This is a genomic window from Tumebacillus flagellatus (genome assembly GCF_000714935.1).
Lineage (GTDB): Bacteria > Bacillota > Bacilli > Tumebacillales > Tumebacillaceae > Tumebacillus > Tumebacillus flagellatus.
On sequence record NZ_JMIR01000005.1, the window covers coordinates 61315 to 81600 of the forward strand.

Consider the following 20286-nt stretch of genomic DNA (forward strand, 5'->3'; position numbering starts at 1 on the left):
CGGCAGATGGCGAACACCACCCGCATTCGCATCGACACCGTTTCCTCGTTGCAGAGCGGGACGCTGTGGTTGCCCAAAAGCGCGATGAAAAGTCTGCAGCTCCAAAGCCATTCGACGTTGCAACTCGCGTACGGCGGGAGGGAGATGCGGGTGCACGTGCGCGAATTGGGGGCAAAGTCGGAGCAAGCGCGCGCTCAGATCGCGGAAGATGTGCAGCGCGCGTTGCTGGTGCCCGACGGTGTTCGCGTCGAAGCGATGCTGGCGGGAGATCGCCTGCGCTTGGGCTACTTGCTCGGCATCGCGGCGCAACTGAAAACGGAGGGCGAAACGCTCGTCGGCCAACAAGCTCCGGTGTTTAAACATCTCCTCAACGCAGCTGAAGAAGCGGGGATGAGCGGTTTCGTGTTCTCTCCGCTCGACATCGACTGGGAGAACGACTTCATCACCGGCTACGGCTGGGATGCCAAGCGGCGCGTGTGGCGGCGTCGGAGGATGCCGATGCCCGACGCGGTGTACGACCAGATCGTGTCACGGGTTTTTCAAAAGCGCGCCGACGTGGTCGAACAACGGGAGCGCTTGTGGAAGCAGCTGGGAGCTCGGGCGTTCAACCCGGACTTTTTTGACAAATCGCAAGTGCACCAATGGCTGTCGGGCTCTCCGCTCACCAAGCCGCACGTGCCCGACGCGATCACCTACAAGAGCATCACGCAAGCCAGTCAGTTTCTCTACCGCTACGCCGACGTCTACATGAAACCGATCCACGGCTCCCTCGGCATTGGCATCTTGCGGTTGAAACGCAAACCGGACGGCCAGGTGCACTACCAGATGAAGAAAAAAGGCGGCGCCCTCGTCAAAGGCACCAGCGGCTCGATCTCCATCTTTCTGAAAAAATTCGCGCCGCGCCTGCGCAGAGGCCCGTATCTGATCCAAGAGACCCTGCACCTGAAAACTTGGCAAGGACGTCCGTTTGACATCCGCATGCTCCTGCAAAAGGACGGCACGGGCCAGTGGCACCGCACCAAGACGTTTTGCCGCATCGCCCAAGACGGAGATATCACGAGCAACCTCTCCACCGGCGGCGACGCGCTTGCGGTCAAAGCGGTGCTCAAAGAGATACTGCCCGGCGACAAAGCGGTCAACCGCGTGATGCGAGAGCTGAGTCGGATCGCCGAAGATGTGCCGGCCGTGTTGGAAGCGACGGTGGAGGGCACGCTTGGCGAACTGGGGCTTGATCTCGGGCTTGATGAGAACGGCAAGATCTGGGTGATTGAAGTGAACGCCAAACCTTGGAAAAAACCGAACATCGAAGACGGCGAATGGCGCGAGTTGTCGCTGCTCGCGTTCGCGCGGCCTGTGCAATATGCCAAATATCTGTGCCAAACGACCCGCGACCGCTAATCTACTCGCAGAAAGGAGACATGGCTATGGGGTACCTGCTGTTGCATTCGGGTCAACCGTCCGCCAAGCGTTTGCAAAGACGCGTGGTAGAGTGCACCGGCGTGGAAGACCTAGACCCGGTGGCCAGTCACGATGTTGTAATTCGCTTTGGTAATACAAACGGGGACGACAACCGGGCGGCGTGGACGCTGAACCCCCGCCAAGCGATTTTAAATACAACGCCGCGCAAAAAAATGCTGCGGATCTTAAAACAAAACGGCGTCTACACCCCGTCGGTCAACATGGAATGGGGAGCTGAACTTCCGACCGACGTCATCTTGGAGAGCGGCACGCGCGTCAAACTGATCCGGTACTACCGGGTGCCGGTGTTTGATTTGCAGGCGATCGGGCTGTACCGCGCCGACAGCAAAGACGTGTGGCTGGAATCGAGAGTCAACCAGACCAAGGACCGCTTTCAAGAGATTGCGTTTGACGAGGACGTTTACGCCACCCGCGCCGTGCGCTTGGCGATTCGCTCTCTGCACGCGCTGGGGCTGGACTTCGGCTTGGCGACGATCGGCATCACGGCGCGCGACCGCACGATCTGCCTGAACGTCAACGCCGCGCCGATCTTGCACGGGCGGATGCTGGAGCAGTTTGAGGAAGCCCTCAACGCGTACATCACCCGCGACACCACGGAGCAGGCGGAGTGGGAGCGGGCGGGGCGCTATCCCAGACCGTTTCAGATGGGCACCGATCTGGAATTCATGCTGCGCTCGGCGCAAGGGCGGATGGTGCTGGCGTCGAAATACCTGCCGCGCCGCGGGCGGGTCGGCTGCGACGACCGCTCGCTGGCGCAAGACGGCGAGAGGTTTCCGCTTGCGGAAGTGCGTCCCGATCCCGCAACCAACCCGGAGGAGCTGATCACCAACATTCGGGAGACGCTGTCCGAAGCGCAAAAACTGATTCGCCCGCGCAACATTCAATGGCTGGCCGGTTCGATGCCGTTTAAAAACTTCCCGCTCGGCGGGCACATTCACTTTTCCGATCTGCCGTATTCGTCAAGGTTGGTCAAAGTGTTTGATACGTACTTGGGCCTGCCGGTGATGATGATCGAAGCGAACAACACCGCCGCGAAGCGACGTCCGAAGTACGGCTTCCTCGGCGACGTGCGCTTCAAATCGCACGGCGGCTTTGAATACCGGACGCCGGGCTCGTGGCTGGTGTCGCCGGAAGTGGCGCTCGCCGTCACGGCACTGGCGTACGTCGTTGCCGTTCACCACCGCGATCTGCGGGTAGATCTGTTCGTCTCCCCGCGCAAGCAACGGCAGTTTTACCTCGCCGACAAGCGGGAGTTGCGCGCCGACTTTCAGCGCATCTGGGCGCAGATTGAAGCGACGTCCACCTACCGCCGTTACCAAGGCGTGCTGCGCCTCTTCCCGGAGATGGTGCGCGAAGGCATTTCGTGGGACGAAGCGGTCGACATCCGCCGCTCCTGGGGCTTGCCGGTGGAAAAAACACCGCAACCGCGCCTCAGCGCGCCCGCTCCGAAACGCAACAACAAAAAGAGGGGGAGGAACGCGTGAACCAACCCAACACCAACCCTTCAGCGCTCGTTCTCTCCGTCTCCCGCAAGAAATTGGAGGAGTGGGGATTGCAAGCCGGCCGCACCGTCCGCGTCCGTTACGGCTCCGTGCAAGGGCAGGCGATCATAAGGCGGCTGACGCAGGGCGGGGAAGACAGCGTCACGCTGCAAGCGGCGGGCGACCGCATCCAATGGAGTCAGAATTCGCTTTCCGGCAGGCTCGTCTTCAGCCCGGGCGAAGGCGTGCAGGTGGGACCCGTGATCGGGATTCTGACGCTTGGGGTCAAAGACGATCCGAAGCGGCCGGTCGGCGGGCGCACGAAACTGCTGGGGAGTTTCGTGAATGCGGCAAGGGAGCTTGGCGCGCTCTGTTTTTTCTTCAACGCGTCCGATGTCGACTGGTCGCAGAACCTCGTGCGGGGCGTGACGCTGGTGCAGACCGGCAAGAGCCTGCCCGTGTGGCGGATGCGCACGTTCCCGCTGCCGGACGTCGTCTACAACCGCATCCCGCACCGCAACGGCGAGATCGCCGACTCGGTCGTGCGCGCCAAGAAAGAATTCCGCTCGCGGGGCATTCCGCTTTTTAACGAGCGGTTTGTCAACAAGCGCGAGATGTACGCGTACATGCTGGAGCAAGACGCGACCAAGGATCTCGTCCCGCGCACCGACCGCCTGCGCACGGCGGACGGCTTGGAGCGCTTCACCCGCACGCATCCGTACGTGTATTTAAAACCGATCGGCGGTTCGCTTGGCATGGGCATCCTCGCCGTCAAACGCCGCGCCGATCACTATGTTACGCGGTATCGCAAACAAGGCCGCCACCAGACGGCGAAGTTTCGCGAGGCGCGCTCGCTGTATTCGTTCGTCAAGCGCTACAACCCCGACCGCATCTACATGATGCAAGAGGGAATCCACCTCATGCAGCATGACGGAAGCCCCACCGACTTCCGCGTGCACATGCACAAAAACGGAGCGGGCCAGTGGCAAGTCGCCGGGATCGGAGCCAAGATCGCGGGCAAAGGGGCGGTGACGACGCACGTGCACAACGGCGGCCACGTGCTCGCCGGCGACGTCGTGCTGCGCGATTGGTACGGAGACGAAGCGGCTGCGATGCGCAAAAAAATCGAAGAGACCTCCGTACGGGTGGCACAGACGATGGAAGGCATGCTCCAAGGGCCGGTCGGCGAATGGGGTTTGGACGTCGGCATCGACGAAAGCCGCCGGATCTGGGTATTTGAAGCAAACGCCAAGCCGGGGCGGGCGATCTTTGATCATCCGGATTTGCAAGCGGACGGGCGGAGAGCGGCGCATCTCCTCATTGAATATGCGTCTCTCCTCGCGAATTTTCCCGCGCGCCGTGAAGGGGGAATGGGATGAAAGCCAAGGGAGACGTTCTGATCGGCATCTTGACCGTTCGGCGGCCGGGCACGAAGTCGTTTCGCGGCAACCATGAAAACTTTCGCGACATCTGCGAGATGGGGCGGCGGCTGGGGTTGCAAGTCGCCGTGTTTCCCGCCGAAGCGATGAACGGATCGGAAGACCGCATCGAAGCGTACCTCGACGCCCGCCGCAACGGCAGACGCGTGTGGAGAAAAACCACCTTGCCGTACCCGACGGTCGTCTACAACCGCGTACCCGACCGCAAAACGGAAGTCCAGCCGGCGGTTCGCCAAGCGAAAAAAAAGCTTGCCGAGCGCGGCATCCCGCTGTTCAACCAGCATTTTTTTGATAAAAAACAGCTGGCGGCGTGGCTGTCCGGCGAACCGGAGACGGCGGGGTACTTGCCGAAGACGGAAGAGATTCGCGATCTTCACCACTTGGAGCAGTGGATGGAGCAGAGTACCCTGCTCTACGTCAAACCGGTGGACGGCAAAGCGGGAGACGGCATCCTGCAGGTGACGCGCTCCGGTTCCGGCTGGCCGTATCGGGTGGTGGCGCAACAAAACGGCAAGCGCACCCGGATGTTTTACAAGACGCGCCAAGAAGCCGCTCTGGCGGTGTGGGGCCGCGTGCAGGGCCAAGAGTATCTGATCCAGCAGGGCATCGACTTGGCTTCGTGGCGCGAGCGCAAGTTCGATCTGCGCATGCTGGTGCAAAAAAACAGCACCGGCGCGTGGAAAGTCACCGGCGTCGGGGCCAGGGTGGCGGACCGCGACGGAATCACCACGCACGTGCCCAACGGCGGCGAGATCGCCCGTGCCCGCACGACGCTGCGGGCGGCGTTTGGCAGTGCCAAGGGCGACGCGATTCTCGTCAAAGCCCGCGAGACGGCGCTGGTGTTCGCCCGGACTTTGGAGCAGAGCGTGCAGCGCGAAGGCGGATTGCTCGGCGAGTTGTCGCTGGACGTGGGCGTCGACACGGCGGGAGAGTTGTGGTTTTTTGAAGCGAACGCCAAGCCGATGAAGTTCGACGAGCCGTCGATTCGCGCCAAATCGCTGATGCGGCTGCTCCGCTATTGTGAGTTTCTCTCGCGCACGAAGTAAAAAACCCCTCGCGTCTGCGGGACGCAAGGGGTTTTCTTATGAAGTCGGATCCGGGGTGAGACGGTCTTGGATGCGGCGCAGGATCTGGTAGCGGTTTAACAGGCGAACCAGATGGTGTTGGTCCGCTTCTCGGATGAACATGAATTGCACGCCGTAGTAGAAAACGCTGTCCACCTGGCGCTTCCAGACGATGCGCCCGAGCAAGTTCAACTTTTCTCCACCCAGCTCGATGAGAAACTGCCACGCGAGCAACTCGCTGTTGGGCAAGTCGCGCCGGGACATGAAGCTCAATCCGCCGCCGGAGATGTTCTCCACGAATCCGTCCAACATCTCACCTGTGCGAAACGTGCGGTTTCCAAGCGTTCGGAGCCGGAATCGGCAGGTGGTCCGCAAATTGACCCGGTGGTACTGACGCGCGTTGTTTTGTCCGTTCATGACGGGGGCTGATCTCCTCGTAGTTTTCTGAAATCAACGTCTACTCTTTACAAATATAATACGGTGTGCAGGCTCAGTTTGTCAAAGTCATGCGGTGTTGGAAGGGAAGTTTTCCCTCCATGAAGAACAAAGTAAGGAGGAAAGCGTTAGGGAAGAGAGGATGAGCTCGATGAAAGAGGTTCGAATCTACCAGATGGACGCATTCACACACATCCCGTTTGGCGGCAATCCGGCCGGCGTCGTGCCGGAAGCGGACGGCTTGACGGCGGAGGAGATGCAGAACATCGCCCGCGAGATGAACGTCTCGGAGACGGCGTTTGTTTGCAAATCAGAGCGGCAGGGCGCGGATTTGCGCGTGCGGTTTTTTACCCCGACGGAGGAGATCGATCTCTGCGGGCATGCGACGATTTCGACGTTTGTCGTGCTCGGGATGGAGGAGCGCTTCGGCGCGAAACTGCCGCTGACGGTCGTGCAGGAGACCAACGTGGGGCTGTTGCCGGTGATGATCTCCCGCGACGAGGGAGGCCGCATCCAAGCGTTTATGACACAGGCGGCGCCGGCGTTTAAACCGTGCGACGTGTCGCGCGAAGAAGCGGCGAAGCTGCTTGGGATCGACGCGGCGGACATCGACCCGAACTTGCCGATGGGACTGGCGTATACGGGCTTGTGGGATCTGTTCGTGCCGATCATCGGCTTGGAGCCGTTTTCGCGCATGCAGCCGGACCTTGCGGGGTTGACGGCGATGAACAAAAAATTGGGAGTCGCGAGCACCCACTGCTATTCGCTGGCGACGGCGACCCCGCAAGCGCACGTGCACACCCGCGATTTCTCGCCGGCGGTGGGCATCCCGGAAGACCCGGCGACGGGAACGGCGAACGGGGCGCTGGGAGCGTTCTTGCTCCATCACGGCGTGTTTGCCCCGGAGCGGGAGAGCGTGCGGCTGTTGGTGGAGCAAGGCTTTGAAATCGGGCGTCCGAGCTACATCCACGTGGAAGTGGACGGCGAGCCGCGCAGTCCCCGCACGGTGCGCGTCGGCGGGACGGCGGTGCCGATTTTGCAGGGTGTCATGAAGTTTTAGTTTGCCGTTCGTTGCCGTTTTCAGGAGATTGCAGTTGACAGACAGGAGCATCCCGCTTAAAATTTCGTGGAACTGATACCCTAGTACATAAGAATCTTTCCAACAGGCGGAGGAGTTCCATGAACGATCGTTTGCAATTGTTTCTCATGAATTTGATTCCCAAGAACGCGATTTCCCGCTTGGTCGGCAAATTTGCGGCGAGCGGGTTCAGCCGGTTGTTCATCCCGCTGTACGCCCGCAAGTTTCAGATCAACTTGGACGAAGCGGAGCACCCGCTGGAGCACTATCCGAGCTTGGTGGAGTTTTTTGTCCGCCGTTTGAAACCGCATCTGCGGCCGCTGGCGGAGGGCGAGGACGTCGTGGTGTCGCCGGTCGACGGCAAAGTGTCGCAGTACGGCCCGATCACCGACGGGCGGATCGTGCAGGCGAAGGGCGTGACGTACACCGTCGAGGAGCTGTTGGGCGGCGACCGCGAGCGGGCGAAGCGCTACGAGGGCGGGACTTTCCTGACCGTGTACCTCTCGCCGACCGACTATCACCGGATTCACACGCCGCTTTCGGGAACGGTCACCGGCTATACGTACGTGCCGGGGACGCTGTTTCCGGTCAATCCGTTCGGCGTGCGGGCGGTGGCGGGGCTGTTTGCGAAAAACGAGCGGCTGGTCACGTACTTTGACACGGCGGCGGGCGAAGTGGCGCTGGTGAAAGTCGGAGCCACGATCGTCGGCTCCGTGAAAGTGCTCTACGACGTCAAAGCGGGCACGAACATTCGCGGCGGTCGTCTGGAGCGCAAGGATGTTGCGAACGGCCCGCACTACGCCAAGGGCGAGGAAGTCGGGCGGTTTGAGTTCGGCTCCACGATCATCCTCTTGTTTGAGCCGGGCGCTGTGGAATTGGACGGCGGCCTGCACACGGAGGGGCGCGTGCTGCTCGGGCAAGCGATCGGGAAAGTGAAGGCGCAGGTGTCTGCGCGCTACTAGGAAAAAAGAGCCGCGTCCCATGGGGGATTCGGCTCTTTTTGTGTGTGCAGGGGTTGCGGGATTGGGATTTTTTCGTGAGGCGGGCGCGGGTTATGCTTCGTTCCCGCGCTCGCGTTCGTGCTTGGGACCTGCGTTCGGGTCGATGATGTGGCGCGACTCGTTTTGCTTGTTGATTTCACTGAGCGTCGTGCGGCGGCGACGGTCGTTGCGATCGTCGTTGACCGGGCGTTTGACGTTGGACATGGAGATCACCTGCCTTTCTGTGAGCTAGGGTACTCTGTTTTTCGACAAACATGTTGTATAATAGAACGAATACCCGCATAACAAACAATACACGAGTGCCTTTACGCGGAGAGGAGATGACGAGAATGAACCGATTTATTAACGTCAAGACGTTATCAGGAGAACTGAAACGCACGGAGATTCGCCGGGGGATGGGGTATCGATTGACCAACAAGGAGATGATCCTGCTCCGGGATGACATTTCGTACCACATCTTGTTGGAGGACATCCTCGGCCTGATCTCCCGCGACGAGGAAGAAGATAAATTCCACGACCGCAACATCGGGGACATGCGAGTGAGCGCCAACGGGGTCGCCGGCGCGAACACGTACAAGATCGTCGTGAACAAGATGCGCGTCTACAACCGCAGCGGCGTGCACGAGCGCGGCGCGTCGACGTTGTACGCGAACTTGTCCAACGGATTCTCCGAGCAATTGGTGGAACTGCTGCAGGCGATTTGACATAGGATATCCCAGACCTATAGCTCAATGTCTGGGGGAATTCAATCATGGCAGCAGCAGCACCGAAGAAACCGGCTGCGAAAAACAGCAAGAAGAAAGTCCAACTCGACAAAGTGCGCCAACCGCAAATGCAGATCGTCACGGTCGATGTGTGTCTGAAATGCCCGACCGTCTGCGCGCGGGGAGCTCAGTATATGGAGAACATGAAAACGCCCGGAGCCATCGGGTTCGGCGTGCCCTGTCACCTGCGCAAGAAGTAAGCGGCGCAGGGGAGGTCGCGGAAGGCGCGGGCGGAGAGGGGAGAAAGCCTGTGTCAGAGTGGCCGAATGTCGAAGAGATTCGCGCCAAGGTCTCGGACGTCCGCGTCCGCTCCGTCAACCCGCGCGACCCGGTTCATGTCAACAGCCACCCGGAGACCTGGCGGGTCATCGGCGTGGGGAATTCGGCGGCGGTGTTTCAGCCGAAGGAAAGTCCTGAGTTGGCGATCAAAGTGTACGCTCCCGAGTTTGCACAGGTCTGCGCGCAAGAGGCGGGGATTTACGAGCAGCTCGGGGAGAATGAGTTTTTCCCGCGGTATTACGGGCGGGGAGAGCGGTTTTTGGTGATCGAGTACCGGGCGGGGAAGAATCTGTACGACTGCTTGGTGCAGGGTGTGGAGATTCCCGAGCAGGTGATCCATGATGTGGATACGGCGATCGAGTTTGCGAAAGAGCGGGGGTTGAACCCCTCGGATATCCATGTGAAAAACGTCCTCGTCCATGGCGGGCGAGGATTTTTGGTCGACGTGTCCGACTACCGCAACGAGGGTGATTGCAAGCGCTGGCCGGACTTGAAGGCGGCGTATTACCAGTATTACCGCGAGCTGTACCGCCCGGGCTTGACGATCCCGGCGTGGGTGCTGGAGACGATTCGCAAGTGGTATAAGTCGCCCGAGGGCGGGTCGTCGAATATCGCGGTGTTTGCGGAGCGGATTATTCGGATGTTCTTCTAGTCTAGCGATATTTACCTACTGAAAATTCACATAAACCGTGGTATACTCTTCTCGTAACCGTTTCTTACTCGAACAAACAATCTGGTTGAGACCCCGCCGGTGCCCGGCGGGGCTTTTTTTGTTTTCCTGAACAATCAGGTGGCATTTTCTAGTCGTCTTTGCCAATGGACATGCGTGAAATCCCCCTTGCTGATCTTGACTGTTGGCGTCGAGATAAAATATGGGCATCACGCCTGTTCGCGTTTGCGTAGCCGATTGGCTTGCCGCTCCTTACCGAGCCACGGCGGGTTGCGCGTACGCAGGGATGGCAGCAAAGTCTGTAAACGAAGCGGTCACGGCATTTTCGCGCCTCAGCGTGTTGCGCAAGATCACCGCCGCCACTTCGGCGCGTTTCAAGAAGGGTCGCACGCGCGTTCCTGCCTTTCCGAAAAACTACAAAGTGTTCTCATTGTCACACGAATGTCACAACTGCGCATTGCGAAAATGCTGGAAAGGGAAGGGACGGCGACCGTCAAAAAATAAAACTTCCCGACTCGATACGTTCGGGAAGTTAGTCGGTCAGTTTGATCTCTCGGGAAGTCGTAGTCCAACCTTCGCCTTCAATCTCCAAGGAATAATCGCCCGGCGCAAGGCTTGAGGGAAATTCGAGGGGGAGGTTGAAATGACCGTCCTTCGGGTGGGCGATCAGGGTCAAGAGGACGTTCTCGCCCTGTTTCAACCGCACGTTGACGCGGTCGGTGAGCCATTCATTTCCCTCCACCTGAATTTTGCGTTCACGTCCAAGGCAGGCGCTGTCGGGCACGATGAGGAGAGGAACGTCAGGCCATGTCCGGCTCATATGATCCACGTACTCATAAAGTTTTGGCGAGAGGGCAGGGTAGGCGTCGGCGCTGTCGGATGTTTGGATGAGGACATGGTCGGGAACCGATTTGCAAGTGGTCTGAGTAGAGGAGGGGGACTGGCAGGAATACGCAAAGTCCACGTAGGTCTTGGTGCCGTCCTTCCTGACGATTGTCACCGTCGAGGGGAACGCATGTGTCGGAAAGATCAAGTTGTCGTCCTTGACCGGTTTTGCTTCGCGAATCTCCTTCAACAACTCCACGATCTGCGGACCGTCCCGGTCGGGAAACAACGGGTTCACAGAAGTGCCTTTCGGACCGCGATCGAGATACACCCATCGCACGTCAGTCAGCGGACTTGAAAACCACTGCACGCCGAAAAAAACAACCACGGCCGCCGCTGCGACTCCGGTCGCGCCCAAGACCATACGATGTTTTGGTATTTTTTTTTAGTACCAAATGGAAACACCTCCTTGGTCTGGTAGACACAGGGAGGTGTGGGGGAGTTACTTTTTCCTTAGACGGTTTGCAAAAACTCGCGCACGACGCGCAGGTATTCGTCCTTCTCCTCGAAGTACGCTTTGTGCGCGCTCTCTTCAAACACATGCAGTTTCGACCCCGGCACGAGGCTTTGGTAGTATTCCAGCGTCTCCGGGCGGGTCTCGTCGTAGCGCCCGCAGAGGAACAGCGTCGGGATCTCAATTTCGTGCAGGCGGGGCGTCACATCGTACGTCTTCAAATTGCCGGTCGCGCAGAATTCGGAGGGGCCCCACATCGTGTTGTACACGACGCCGCCGAACGGGCGGTCTGCCGGGCGTTTCGGCGATTCGACGCGGCAGAGGTGGCGCTTGTAGTATTCGGCCATCGCTTGTTGGTATTCTTCGGAGTCGGTCGTTCCTTCCGCTTCGCAGCGGGCGACCGTCTCTTGGAACTCCAGCGGGAATCGGAACAGGTGGAGCGCTTGGTCTTTCTGCCAAAGCGACGCGCTCAAGCACGGACTGGAAAAAATCACGCTCTTCACACCCTCCGGACGCGTCAACAGGTACGACGCCGCCAGCATCGTGCCCCACGAATGCCCCAAGAGGTGGACTTCCTTCAACCCCAACTGTTCGCGCACTTGGCCCAACTCTTCCACGAAACGGTCGAGGTTCCAAAGCGACAGGTCTTCCGGGCGATCGGAATAGCCGCAGCCCAGTTGGTCGTAGATAATGACCGGCCACTTGTCCGACAGCGGCTCCAACGCCTCCAAGCCAAATCCGGTGGAACCCGGCCCGCCGTGCAAGGCGAGCAGCGGCACGCCGTTTGCCTCTCCGAAGATTTGGTAATAGACTTTGCCGCCTGTAACGTCTACATATCCTTCTCTCATCGTTCACACTCCTGTGGAAATGACAATATCCTTATTATACACGGAATTCTCAGAAGGTGGCAGGATCGAGAGGAAAGATGTGGAATCTACTGTATGAAAAAATAACTCCCTACAAACCCTTCAAGGAGGAACGCCACTTCAATGCCTGCCAAAACTCCGATTCAAGCTCGAATCAACAACACGTTCATCCCGGTGCGCGACATCGAAAAAGCGCGTGCGTGGTACAACACTCTGTTCGGTCTCGACGGCGGCGAGATCGTCGCGGGGCATCTGTACTTCCCGCAGATGGACGGCGACGCCGGGTTCACCCTCGACACCATGCCGGTCTGGATCGGGCAGGGCGGCGAGTTCCGTCCGCTGCCGTACCCGTCCGTCTCGTTCTGGGCAGACGACATCGAAGCGGCGTACGCGTTCATGCAGGAGCACGGCATCGAGCTGGTGACCGGCATCGAGAACGGACACTGGTTCGTCTTCAAGGACCTCGACGGCAACCATTTGATGGTGTGCAGCCAATAGAGAGCAGGAAACGACGAAGGACGCCTGGCCCGTGCGGGGAGGCGTCCTTTTTATTAATGACCTAAAGAAAAAAGCCCGGTACGCGGACCGGGGCTTTTTTCACTGTTTCGACTTGTTGTGGAAGCTGGCGAGCGTTTTGACGACTTGGCGAACGGCGTTGTAGTTTTCGGGTGTGAGGTAGTCTTGCAGTTTTTTGGGTTGAGGCTGTTGGGGCGGTAACGTCGGAGTTTGTCCATTGGGCCGAGGCGGGTCGCCAAGACGTCGTTTCACACCGCGGTGGATCATTCTGGACATTTCATGGAAGGAGTCATGCTGCAGAATGCTCGCGGCATGTTTCGTTAATTTGAGAAAGGTATCGAAATTCATCATCCATCACCCAACACATCATATTCACCTCGTCCGAAATGTGTTTTGGTTGCTTGTACTGCTCGCGCGACTCGTTTTTCCAGCTAGGCAAATTGGAGATTTGTGGTAAACTATTACCAAACTTCACGAACATTCAGGAGGGATTGTCTTGTCGAAAGAGTGGGAGATCAAAGCGGTTTCCACCCCCGGCGAACGAGATTTGGATCAACTGGCGGAGTTGCTGGTCGAAGTCGTCGGGCAGGGGGCGTCCGTGGGATTTTTGCCGCCGTTGAGCGTCGAAGCGGCGTTGCGGTATTGGCAGGGGGTCTGGTCTCCGAACGTACAGGTGTGGACGCTCTCGGAGGACGGAACGATCGTCGGCACGGTGCAACTGCATCGAGCGTCGAGCCAAAACGGAGGGCACCGCGCTGAAATCGCCAAGCTGATGGTGCATCCGAACGCGCGCGGCCGCGGGTATGCGCGCGCCCTGATGCACACGGCTGAAGAGCAAGCCCTTGCGGACGGCCGCACGCTGCTCGTCTTGGACACGCGGGCGGGCGACCCGTCCAACAGCCTCTATCAATCTCTCGGGTTCCTCGAAGCCGGGCGCATTCCCGACTACGCGCAATCGGCGGACGGCTCCTTGCACGAAACGGTCTACTACTATAAAAAACTGACCTGATCCGCAAGACTCCGCCCGCACCGGCGGAGTTTTCTACTTCTACTTCTCGATCTCAAGTTTCAAACCGTGCACCGTCGCCGGGCGGTCGGTCGGAAACCACGGACGTCCTTCCTGCACCACGACGAAAACGCCGCTGGTATCCCCGTAAAACGAAAACGTGTCCGACTCCGCTCGAAAAATTGTCGGCCATGCTTGCGCTTCCTCCGACGCAACAAACTCGGTGACGTTACGCACTGGGCGACCGACTTCCAGCAAGCGAATCCATTTGTCGGAGCTGACTTCGGTTTTTTGCGGGAGACCGAGGATTTCCACGACATTTCGCTGAGGGTCGTCAAAATAAATCTGCTCCGACGTGTGCCAGATCTGGGATTGAAACAACGTGTAGCCGTTTTTGCCCAAGAGAGGCGTGCGCTCCGTCACCCGCGCTTTCATCTCTTCAAAAAACTCTGTATTCAAAGCGAACGCAAAGTGGTAGAATGGCACATCATCGACTGTCTCTTCAAACGTCACCAACGTGGCGCCGGCCCGCACGGTAAACCGGGTTTCAGACTCCGCTTCCAAGGGCATCTGGAGCACGTTCGTATAGAATTCTTGCATTTCGCGCACTACATTTGTGAAGAACGTGACATGACGAAATTTCATGGAGATACCTCCTACAAGATTTTGGAAACTGTTTCGACGAAGATCTCAACAAAACCTTCTAAATCTGGAGAGCTAGAGAGAAAAGGGGCGGGGTTCCTTTGAAAAAAGCCAAATACGCACTCTTGCTGACCTGCGCCGTCGGCTTGATCTCGGCGGGTTGCGGCAACAGCGGCCAACGTGTCAGCGACAGACCGTCCGCACCGCCCGTTCAGAACGCACAGGAGCCGGAAGAAAACTACGACAACGTGCAGGTGCAGTCGAAATCCCAAGAAGACCTCGACGGACATATCAAAGTCGAATATCCGCAACTGTCGGGGCTGAAAAACGAAACGATCCAAAAACAGATCAACGCTGACCTTGAAAAGCAGGGGAAATACAGCGACGAGACGATACACGAGATTCAAGGAACGTTGGATTACCAGAAAGAGCACCCGGAAACAGGCGGCAGCGCCGGGTACACCAGCAAATACGACGTAAAATTCCGCAAAAACAACGTGTTCAACTTCGTCTTCAACAGCTACATGGACACCGGAGGCGCGCACGGCATGCCGTTTCGGTGGTCGTACATCGTGGATGTGAAGACGGGCAAAAGTTACAACCTTCCAGACCTCTTCAAGCCCGGTTCCGGTTACCTCTACCGCTTGAGCGAGTTGGTGAAGGAACGGGACGTGAAGAAAGACCTCGATACGTTCCAACCGTTTTCCGGTGTCGAGCCTTACGACAGCGTGTATCTGACGAACGAAGGGCTGACGGTCTTCTTCCAGCCGTACGAACACGCTTCGTATGCGCAAGGATTCTTGGAGTACTCCCTGAACGCGCAGGACTTCATCGACCTGATCAACCCCGACACGCCGTTTGCGAAACTCTGGGGCGATGTCAAGCCTGCTCGCACGAAGGAAAGCCAAGAGACGTTGGTGCGCGACCTCGTGCGCCGCTATGAAACGAATATGGTAGACGCGGTCAACGATGGGAATCTGCGTGCGGTGAAGCCGTATCTCAAACCGGGCAGCCAGCTCTACCAAGACCAAGAAGCCCTCGTCAAGAAATTGCATGACCAAGGGATTTACGAACATCTCGTCTCGTACAACATCGACCGCATCGACGGCAATCAAGTGTATGTGACCGACACGATCGAGATTACGGAATCTGCCCAAAACGGCGGAACAACCAAGCGCACCGAGACGTACCGCTGGATCTACACGGTTGACCCGGAGGTCTTGCAATTGACGAATCTGGCAGCTTGGAAATAAGGAAGGAGACAAACTCGTGTTCAAGTCAAAAATTCTCGCATCTTGCGCCGTGCTCTTGCTCGCCGCGGCGGCGTCCGGCTGCTCGTTGGCCAGCCAGCCGGCGACGGTCTCCAACATTGACGGCAGCGCGGTGCAATGGGCGTTTACGCAAGCGGACCAGCATCCGGATCAGGTGTTGGAGCAACAGATCAACACCGCGCAGAAAACACTGGACATCGCGATCTACTCCCTCACGGAAAAAGGCATCGTGCAAAGCATCCTCGATGCCAAGAAGCGCGGCGTCAAAGTCCGCCTGATCACCGACAAACAGCAGATGGCAGGGAAGTCGCAAGCGGAGCAGTTGAAAAACCTCGCCAAAGCGGGCATACCGATTAAGTACAACTCCCACTCCGGGCTGATGCACTTGAAAGTCAGCATCATCGACGGGACGGAGTGCACGACGGGTTCCTTCAATTACAGCAACCAAGCGTCGACCGACAACGACGAAGTGCTGCTCGTCGTCAAGGACCCCAAAGCCACCGCCGCTTTCCAAGCCCAATTCGACCGCATGTGGAGCGATACAAAGGGATTCAAAGACTACAAATAATAAGCGCGTGCAAAAAGCCCCTGTCCACACCATTGTGAGCAGGGGCTTTCGATGTGCCGCAAGGACAGCTGATGATGCAGAGCTCATGCGTGGCAGAAATAAGTTTGCGTCACGTAAGCACGATGAGAGTGTTTCGTGCCAGGACGATGCATCAGCTGTTTGCACACCGTAAGCACAAGATGTGCGGCACAGATTCTTTTTTACTTCACGGTCACGGCTTGTCGTCCGAGTTGCTCCCAGCGCAAGCGGAACAGGTCGCGGGGGTAGTGTTCTTGGTTGCCCGTGTGCGGATCGTTGATCACGACCGCTTCGTCGGTGTACCCGACCAGCGTCATGCAATGCTCCGGCGACTGCCACTGGATCATCGTGCCCGACCCGTCGATGTCTTCCCAGAGCGTCGTCTTGCGCGGTTCCTTCAATTCAATGGTCGCCCACACGACAACCGGCCGCCCGCGGTCGATTTCCGCCAGCAACTCCTCAAACGACAGCCCCGTCACATCCAACGCCCGCCCCGGCAAAAAACGCTCCATCGTCTCGGCGATCGGCCCGTGAAACGTGCCGTAGCTTTCCTTGTCATACGGATCGCCGATAAACGCCCGGTACGGATTGCCGCCGAGCAACTTCCCGTCCTGTTCAAACGGATTCGGCTCTTTCACCAGCGCGTCCGCCACCGTTTCTTTTTCCACGTCCACGCCCGCCCAGCAGAGCACCATCGTCAACGCCGTCGCTTCACAGCCGGTCGGAAGCACCGGATACTGCCCGATCACCGGCACGTTTTCTACAATCTTGCTCACGAAATTCTTCCTCCATTCTCCAAACAACGAGAGTGCCTTCTGAATTCGACGCGTATACCGCCCAGTACCTTCCACGCATACTAAGAAAAAAGCGGATGGAAAGGGGAGGGGGTTGCCATGTCGATTCCCAACGCGATGATCGTCCAGTCGGACGGCACTCTGTTGGTGGAAGCCGCGCACCCGGACTATCCGGAGTTGCGCGATCACTTGGTGCGGTTTGCTGAACTCCTGAAAAGCCCGGACCATTTTCATACGTATCGCCTCAGCCCGATCTCGCTCTGGAACGCGGCGGCAAACGGCCACACGCCGGAGGAAGTGCTGACGCTCCTGCATGCGCACAGCCGCTATCCGCTTCCGTTGCAGTTGCAGCAGGACGTGCTCGCCGAGATGAACAAGTACGGCTCGCTGCAACTCGTCCCCGGCGACGGCTGCCACGTTCTCAAGGGCGACCGCGCGCTGCTCGACGAAATCCGCGAGCTGGGGGGCATCAAGGAATTCCTCCAAGGCCGCAAACGCAACGTGCTCGAAGTCCGATCGCAATCGCGCGGCCCGCTCAAGCGCCTGCTTGCCAAGCACGGCTATCCCGTACAAGACCTGATCGGCTTCGTCGAAGGCAAGCCGCTCGAACTCAGTCTGCGCACCAAAACCCGCGAAGGCCGCGCGCTGCTCTTGCGCCCTTATCAAGAGGAAGCTGTGCGCGCGTTTCACGCCGAGGGAAGCGGTGTCGTCGTGCTGCCGTGCGGCGCGGGAAAGACGGTCGTCGGCATCGCGGCGATGGCCCAGGCGAAAACGCACACGCTCGTGCTGACGCCAAACATCGTCGCCGCCCGGCAATGGCGGCGCGAACTGCTCGACAAAACCGATCTCGCAGACGACCAAGTCGGCGAATACACCGCCGAGCAAAAAATCATCAAACCCGTCACGATCACCACGTACCAGATGTTGACGTACCACAGCGGGAAAACCTACCCGCACTTTGAGCGCCTCAACCAAGAGCCGTGGGGGCTGATCGTCTATGACGAAGTGCATTTGCTGCCCGCGCCGATCTTTCGCTTGACCGCCGATGTGCAATCGACCCGAAGGCTCGGGCTCACGGCGACGCTCGTGCGCGAAGACGGGGCGGAAAGCGATGTTTTTTCCCTGATCGGTCCGAAAAAATACGACGTGCCGTGGAAGGAGATGGAGCGGGGCGGCTTCATCGCGCCGACCACCTGTTACGAAGTCGGCGTGCCGATGTCCCGCGACTGGCGCGAGAAGTACGTGGAAGCGGGCGTTCGACAGAAGTATCGCATCGCAAGCGTTAACCCGCGCAAACTCGATGCGCTGCAACATCTGCTGACCCGCCACCAAATCGACCGCGTGCTGATCATCGGGCAATATCTCGAACAGCTGCGCGAAGTCGGGGAGCGGTTCAACGCCCCCGTGCTGACAGGCAAGACGCCGACAGCCGAACGTGAACGGCTGTTTGAAAGCTTTCGCAACGGAGCGTTGCGTGTGCTCGTCGTCTCGAAAGTCGCGAACGTCGCCATCGACTTGCCCGACGCCAACGTCGCGATCCAAATTTCCGGGGCGTTCGGCTCCCGGCAAGAGGAGGCGCAGCGCATCGGGCGTTTGCTCCGGCCGAAAGGGGACGGAGGCGAGTCGCACTTTTACACGCTGGTCACGCGGGACACGGTCGACCGCGAGATGGCGAACCATCGACAGCTTTTTCTCACCGAGCAAGGGTACGCCTACCGCGTGCTCGACGCCGAAGACTTGGACAAGCCCCCGGAGGTGCATCCCGTATGAGACTCAGCGAATGCTTGAACTCGTCCGACATCGAAACCCTGCGCAAGATCGCCGACGCGTACTCGTTTGACTGCTCGAAAAGCTCCAAAAACGCGCTGATGCAAGAGATCATCACGCATTTTCAAAACCGCTCTTTCATCGCCGAAGCGCTCGACGGGCTCAAGGAAGCTCCCTACCGCGAGGCGGTCTCGCAACTGATGCTCGACACCCGCCAAGAGTTCTCCCGCGAGGAAGTGCTCGCCACCGTCCGCCGCACGATCCAGCCCAAGAAGGAAGGCCATGATCAGAAGTGGATGAACCGCTTGCTTGCCGAGGGCTGGCTGTTCCGCTTGAACGCCAAGGGCGGGCGGCAGTGCTACTTCATCCCTGACGACTTGCGCCGCACGATTCGCGACTGCCTCTCGCAATCGTTGAAGCAACGGGTTTCCGTCACCGAGCAGACGCCGATCGTCTACCGCGACGAGAATTTGGCGCTGGTGCGGGACACGGGGGTTTTTCTCCACTATCTGGAACGCCATGAGGTGCGGATCACCAAGGACGGCACGATTTTGAAACGCCAGCAGCAAGAGATCTTCTCGTTGCTTGAAATTAAGGAAGAAACGCTCGGCAAAGTCTCCTGGCGCTTCGGCTTCGGACGGCGGTTTCACGATTATCCGGACCGGTTTGCGCTGCTGTATGACTACTGCTACGCCCGTGAACTGATCGCGGAGACGGCAGAGGGCGCGCTGGTGCTCGGATCGAAAGCCGCCGCCTGGCAAGCGTCTGCGGAGAGGGAGCGCGCCGCCGACCTGTTTCGCTATTGGCGTCTGCTCTACCGCCGCCCGATCCCGCAGTTGCGCCGCACCGTAAATCTGATCGCCAGCGCCGCCCGCGACGAGTGGGTGTATGCCGCTTCGATCAGCGAACTGATCCGGCCTTATGTGCAAGACTACTATTATGAAAAAGCGCCTGCCGTCATGGAGCGGCGCATCTACAACATGCTGGTGCACCTCGGCTTGCTCGCACACGGGCAGCTCGCCGACGGGTCTCCCGTGCTCAAAGTGACGGCGATTGGCCGCGAATTGCTGCTCCAAGAAGAAACCCTCGCCGAAGAGCCGGAAGCGCAAGCGGCGGAAGCGGTGCGCACTCCGTTGATTCTGCAACCGAATTTCGACTTGCTCGTGCCGATTCAAGGGGCGGAGCGCATCGCATGGGAGCTGGAGGAAGTCACCGAACTGATCCGCGTGGACACCTTGCGCGTGCATCGGATCACAAAATCGAGCATCGCCCGCTGCCTCGACAACGGCTGGACGGCAGAGACGATCCTCGATTTCCTGCGCGAGGAGACGGCCGATATGGTGCCGGGCAACGTCGAGCGGATGATCCGGCAGTGGGAGTCGGAGTTCAAGCGCGTGCAACTGCACCGCACCGTGCTGGTGACGTGCCAAGACGCTTCGATTGCCGCCGACCTCAAAGCCATGCCGGAAATCGCGCCGAGCCTGCACGCCGACATCTGCGACACGCAATTCCTGATCGCCGAGCGCGGCGCGCGCCCGCTGCAGGAGATCTTGCGACGGATGGGGTACCAAGCGGATTTGCAATGACGGCACATCACGAAACGAGCGTACACAGGACGATCTCGCCGAACGGGATCGTCCTTTTTCATTTCCTCTAATTCCCCCTTCACAGACAAACAGGGAGGTGTATACAATAGGAATACATCTCACCCGTGTCGGAGAACTTGTCACTCTAGGCAATCGTCCAATTTCAGAAAATTTATAGAAATAGAGGAAAATGAGTGCGGGTGCCGAATAGAATGGAGTAAGT

Annotated in this window: 23 protein-coding genes; 15 read left to right on the forward strand and 8 right to left on the reverse strand. The window is 58.8% G+C overall.

The features are described 5' to 3' along the window. Positions 1-6: 6 nt before the first annotated feature. The 4 genes from EL26_RS23470 to EL26_RS05240 are packed head-to-tail and all read left to right on the forward strand — an operon-like array spanning position 7 to position 5445. Positions 7-1398 (forward strand): YheC/YheD family endospore coat-associated protein, encoded by a 1392-nt coding sequence (locus EL26_RS23470; RefSeq protein WP_052036018.1) that lies wholly within the window; start codon positions 7-9, stop codon positions 1396-1398. Between the two features lie 26 nt (positions 1399-1424). Continuing rightward, positions 1425-2963, forward strand: a complete 1539-nt coding sequence (locus EL26_RS05230; protein WP_052036019.1) for a putative amidoligase domain-containing protein — start codon at positions 1425-1427, stop codon at positions 2961-2963. Next, a complete protein-coding gene (locus tag EL26_RS05235) occupies positions 2960-4339 on the forward strand; it encodes a YheC/YheD family endospore coat-associated protein (protein ID WP_052036020.1) in 1380 nt (459 codons plus the stop codon). The genes EL26_RS05230 and EL26_RS05235 overlap by 4 nt, the downstream gene beginning before the upstream one ends. Beyond that, positions 4336-5445 carry a YheC/YheD family endospore coat-associated protein gene (locus EL26_RS05240; protein WP_038085306.1) on the forward strand — a complete coding sequence of 370 codons (1110 nt, stop codon included), beginning with the start codon at positions 4336-4338 and terminating at the stop codon, positions 5443-5445. Before EL26_RS05235 ends, EL26_RS05240 begins: the two co-directional genes overlap by 4 nt. A gap of 36 nt (positions 5446-5481) precedes the next feature. Here the strand turns inward: EL26_RS05240 and EL26_RS05245 are convergent, their stop codons facing one another. Beyond that, a complete protein-coding gene (locus EL26_RS05245; protein WP_038085309.1) occupies positions 5482-5880 on the reverse strand; it encodes a PilZ domain-containing protein in 399 nt (132 codons plus the stop codon). 169 nt (positions 5881-6049) lie between these two features. On the opposite strand from EL26_RS05245, the gene EL26_RS05250 reads away from it, so the two are divergent. Beyond that, positions 6050-6958, forward strand: coding sequence for a PhzF family phenazine biosynthesis protein (locus EL26_RS05250; protein WP_038085513.1), 909 nt, complete (start codon positions 6050-6052; stop codon positions 6956-6958). Between the two features lie 119 nt (positions 6959-7077). Next, positions 7078-7938, forward strand: coding sequence for an archaetidylserine decarboxylase (asd, locus tag EL26_RS05255; RefSeq protein WP_038085312.1), 861 nt, complete (start codon positions 7078-7080; stop codon positions 7936-7938). A 90-nt stretch (positions 7939-8028) separates the two neighbouring features. Here the strand turns inward: asd and EL26_RS25330 are convergent, their stop codons facing one another. After that, the gene (locus EL26_RS25330) at positions 8029-8181 is read right to left on the reverse strand and encodes a hypothetical protein (RefSeq protein WP_161780660.1); all 153 of its coding nucleotides are present in this window, start codon (positions 8179-8181) and stop codon (positions 8029-8031) included. 125 nt (positions 8182-8306) lie between these two features. Between EL26_RS25330 and EL26_RS05260 the strand changes: the two genes are divergently transcribed. The 3 genes from EL26_RS05260 to EL26_RS05270 are packed head-to-tail and all read left to right on the forward strand — an operon-like array spanning position 8307 to position 9672. Further along, positions 8307-8681 carry a hypothetical protein gene (locus EL26_RS05260; RefSeq protein ID WP_038085314.1) on the forward strand — a complete coding sequence of 125 codons (375 nt, stop codon included), beginning with the start codon at positions 8307-8309 and terminating at the stop codon, positions 8679-8681. A 47-nt stretch (positions 8682-8728) separates the two neighbouring features. Further along, the gene (locus EL26_RS25740; protein ID WP_038085317.1) at positions 8729-8941 is read left to right on the forward strand and encodes a hypothetical protein; all 213 of its coding nucleotides are present in this window, start codon (positions 8729-8731) and stop codon (positions 8939-8941) included. Positions 8942-8991: 50 nt separating this feature from the next. Further along, on the forward strand, positions 8992-9672 hold the full coding sequence (locus EL26_RS05270; protein WP_038085320.1) for a serine/threonine protein kinase: 681 nt from the start codon (positions 8992-8994) through the stop codon (positions 9670-9672). Between the two features lie 270 nt (positions 9673-9942). Here EL26_RS05270 and EL26_RS25335 read toward each other — a convergent pair whose 3' ends face one another. From EL26_RS25335 to EL26_RS05280, 3 genes are all read right to left on the reverse strand, one after another. Further along, positions 9943-10080 (reverse strand): hypothetical protein, encoded by a 138-nt coding sequence (locus tag EL26_RS25335; RefSeq protein ID WP_161780661.1) that lies wholly within the window; start codon positions 10078-10080, stop codon positions 9943-9945. Positions 10081-10222: 142 nt separating this feature from the next. Beyond that, positions 10223-10813 carry a hypothetical protein gene (locus tag EL26_RS05275; RefSeq protein ID WP_152559178.1) on the reverse strand — a complete coding sequence of 197 codons (591 nt, stop codon included), beginning with the start codon at positions 10811-10813 and terminating at the stop codon, positions 10223-10225. A 215-nt stretch (positions 10814-11028) separates the two neighbouring features. After that, complete coding sequence (locus EL26_RS05280; RefSeq protein ID WP_038085326.1) at positions 11029-11877, reverse strand: proline iminopeptidase-family hydrolase; 849 nt, start codon at positions 11875-11877, stop codon at positions 11029-11031. A 141-nt stretch (positions 11878-12018) separates the two neighbouring features. On the opposite strand from EL26_RS05280, the gene EL26_RS05285 reads away from it, so the two are divergent. Further along, positions 12019-12393 (forward strand): VOC family protein, encoded by a 375-nt coding sequence (locus tag EL26_RS05285; RefSeq protein WP_038085329.1) that lies wholly within the window; start codon positions 12019-12021, stop codon positions 12391-12393. Between the two features lie 99 nt (positions 12394-12492). Here EL26_RS05285 and EL26_RS25340 read toward each other — a convergent pair whose 3' ends face one another. Next, on the reverse strand, positions 12493-12678 hold the full coding sequence (locus EL26_RS25340) for a hypothetical protein (RefSeq protein ID WP_161780662.1): 186 nt from the start codon (positions 12676-12678) through the stop codon (positions 12493-12495). A 229-nt stretch (positions 12679-12907) separates the two neighbouring features. Here EL26_RS25340 and EL26_RS05295 point away from each other — a divergent pair, with 229 nt between their 5' ends. Beyond that, positions 12908-13420 carry a GNAT family N-acetyltransferase gene (locus EL26_RS05295; RefSeq protein WP_038085335.1) on the forward strand — a complete coding sequence of 171 codons (513 nt, stop codon included), beginning with the start codon at positions 12908-12910 and terminating at the stop codon, positions 13418-13420. Positions 13421-13459: 39 nt separating this feature from the next. Here EL26_RS05295 and EL26_RS05300 read toward each other — a convergent pair whose 3' ends face one another. Then, entirely contained in the window at positions 13460-14062 is a 603-nt protein-coding gene (locus tag EL26_RS05300; RefSeq protein ID WP_038085338.1) for a VOC family protein, read from the reverse strand. Between the two features lie 98 nt (positions 14063-14160). On the opposite strand from EL26_RS05300, the gene EL26_RS05305 reads away from it, so the two are divergent. Together EL26_RS05305 and EL26_RS05310 are read left to right on the forward strand one after the other, a co-directional pair. After that, positions 14161-15312 (forward strand): DUF3298 and DUF4163 domain-containing protein, encoded by a 1152-nt coding sequence (locus EL26_RS05305; protein WP_038085342.1) that lies wholly within the window; start codon positions 14161-14163, stop codon positions 15310-15312. A gap of 16 nt (positions 15313-15328) precedes the next feature. Beyond that, positions 15329-15898 carry a phospholipase D-like domain-containing protein gene (locus EL26_RS05310; protein WP_081856992.1) on the forward strand — a complete coding sequence of 190 codons (570 nt, stop codon included), beginning with the start codon at positions 15329-15331 and terminating at the stop codon, positions 15896-15898. A 200-nt stretch (positions 15899-16098) separates the two neighbouring features. Here EL26_RS05310 and EL26_RS05315 read toward each other — a convergent pair whose 3' ends face one another. Beyond that, positions 16099-16692: a C39 family peptidase gene (locus EL26_RS05315; protein WP_038085343.1), complete on the reverse strand. Its 594-nt coding sequence runs from the start codon at positions 16690-16692 to the stop codon at positions 16099-16101. Positions 16693-16809: 117 nt separating this feature from the next. On the opposite strand from EL26_RS05315, the gene EL26_RS05320 reads away from it, so the two are divergent. Both EL26_RS05320 and EL26_RS05325 read left to right on the forward strand, forming a co-directional pair. Then, positions 16810-18480 carry a DNA repair helicase XPB gene (locus tag EL26_RS05320; protein WP_038085345.1) on the forward strand — a complete coding sequence of 557 codons (1671 nt, stop codon included), beginning with the start codon at positions 16810-16812 and terminating at the stop codon, positions 18478-18480. After that, positions 18477-20063, forward strand: coding sequence for a helicase-associated domain-containing protein (locus tag EL26_RS05325; RefSeq protein ID WP_038085346.1), 1587 nt, complete (start codon positions 18477-18479; stop codon positions 20061-20063). The genes EL26_RS05320 and EL26_RS05325 overlap by 4 nt, the downstream gene beginning before the upstream one ends. Positions 20064-20286: the final 223 nt, after the last annotated feature.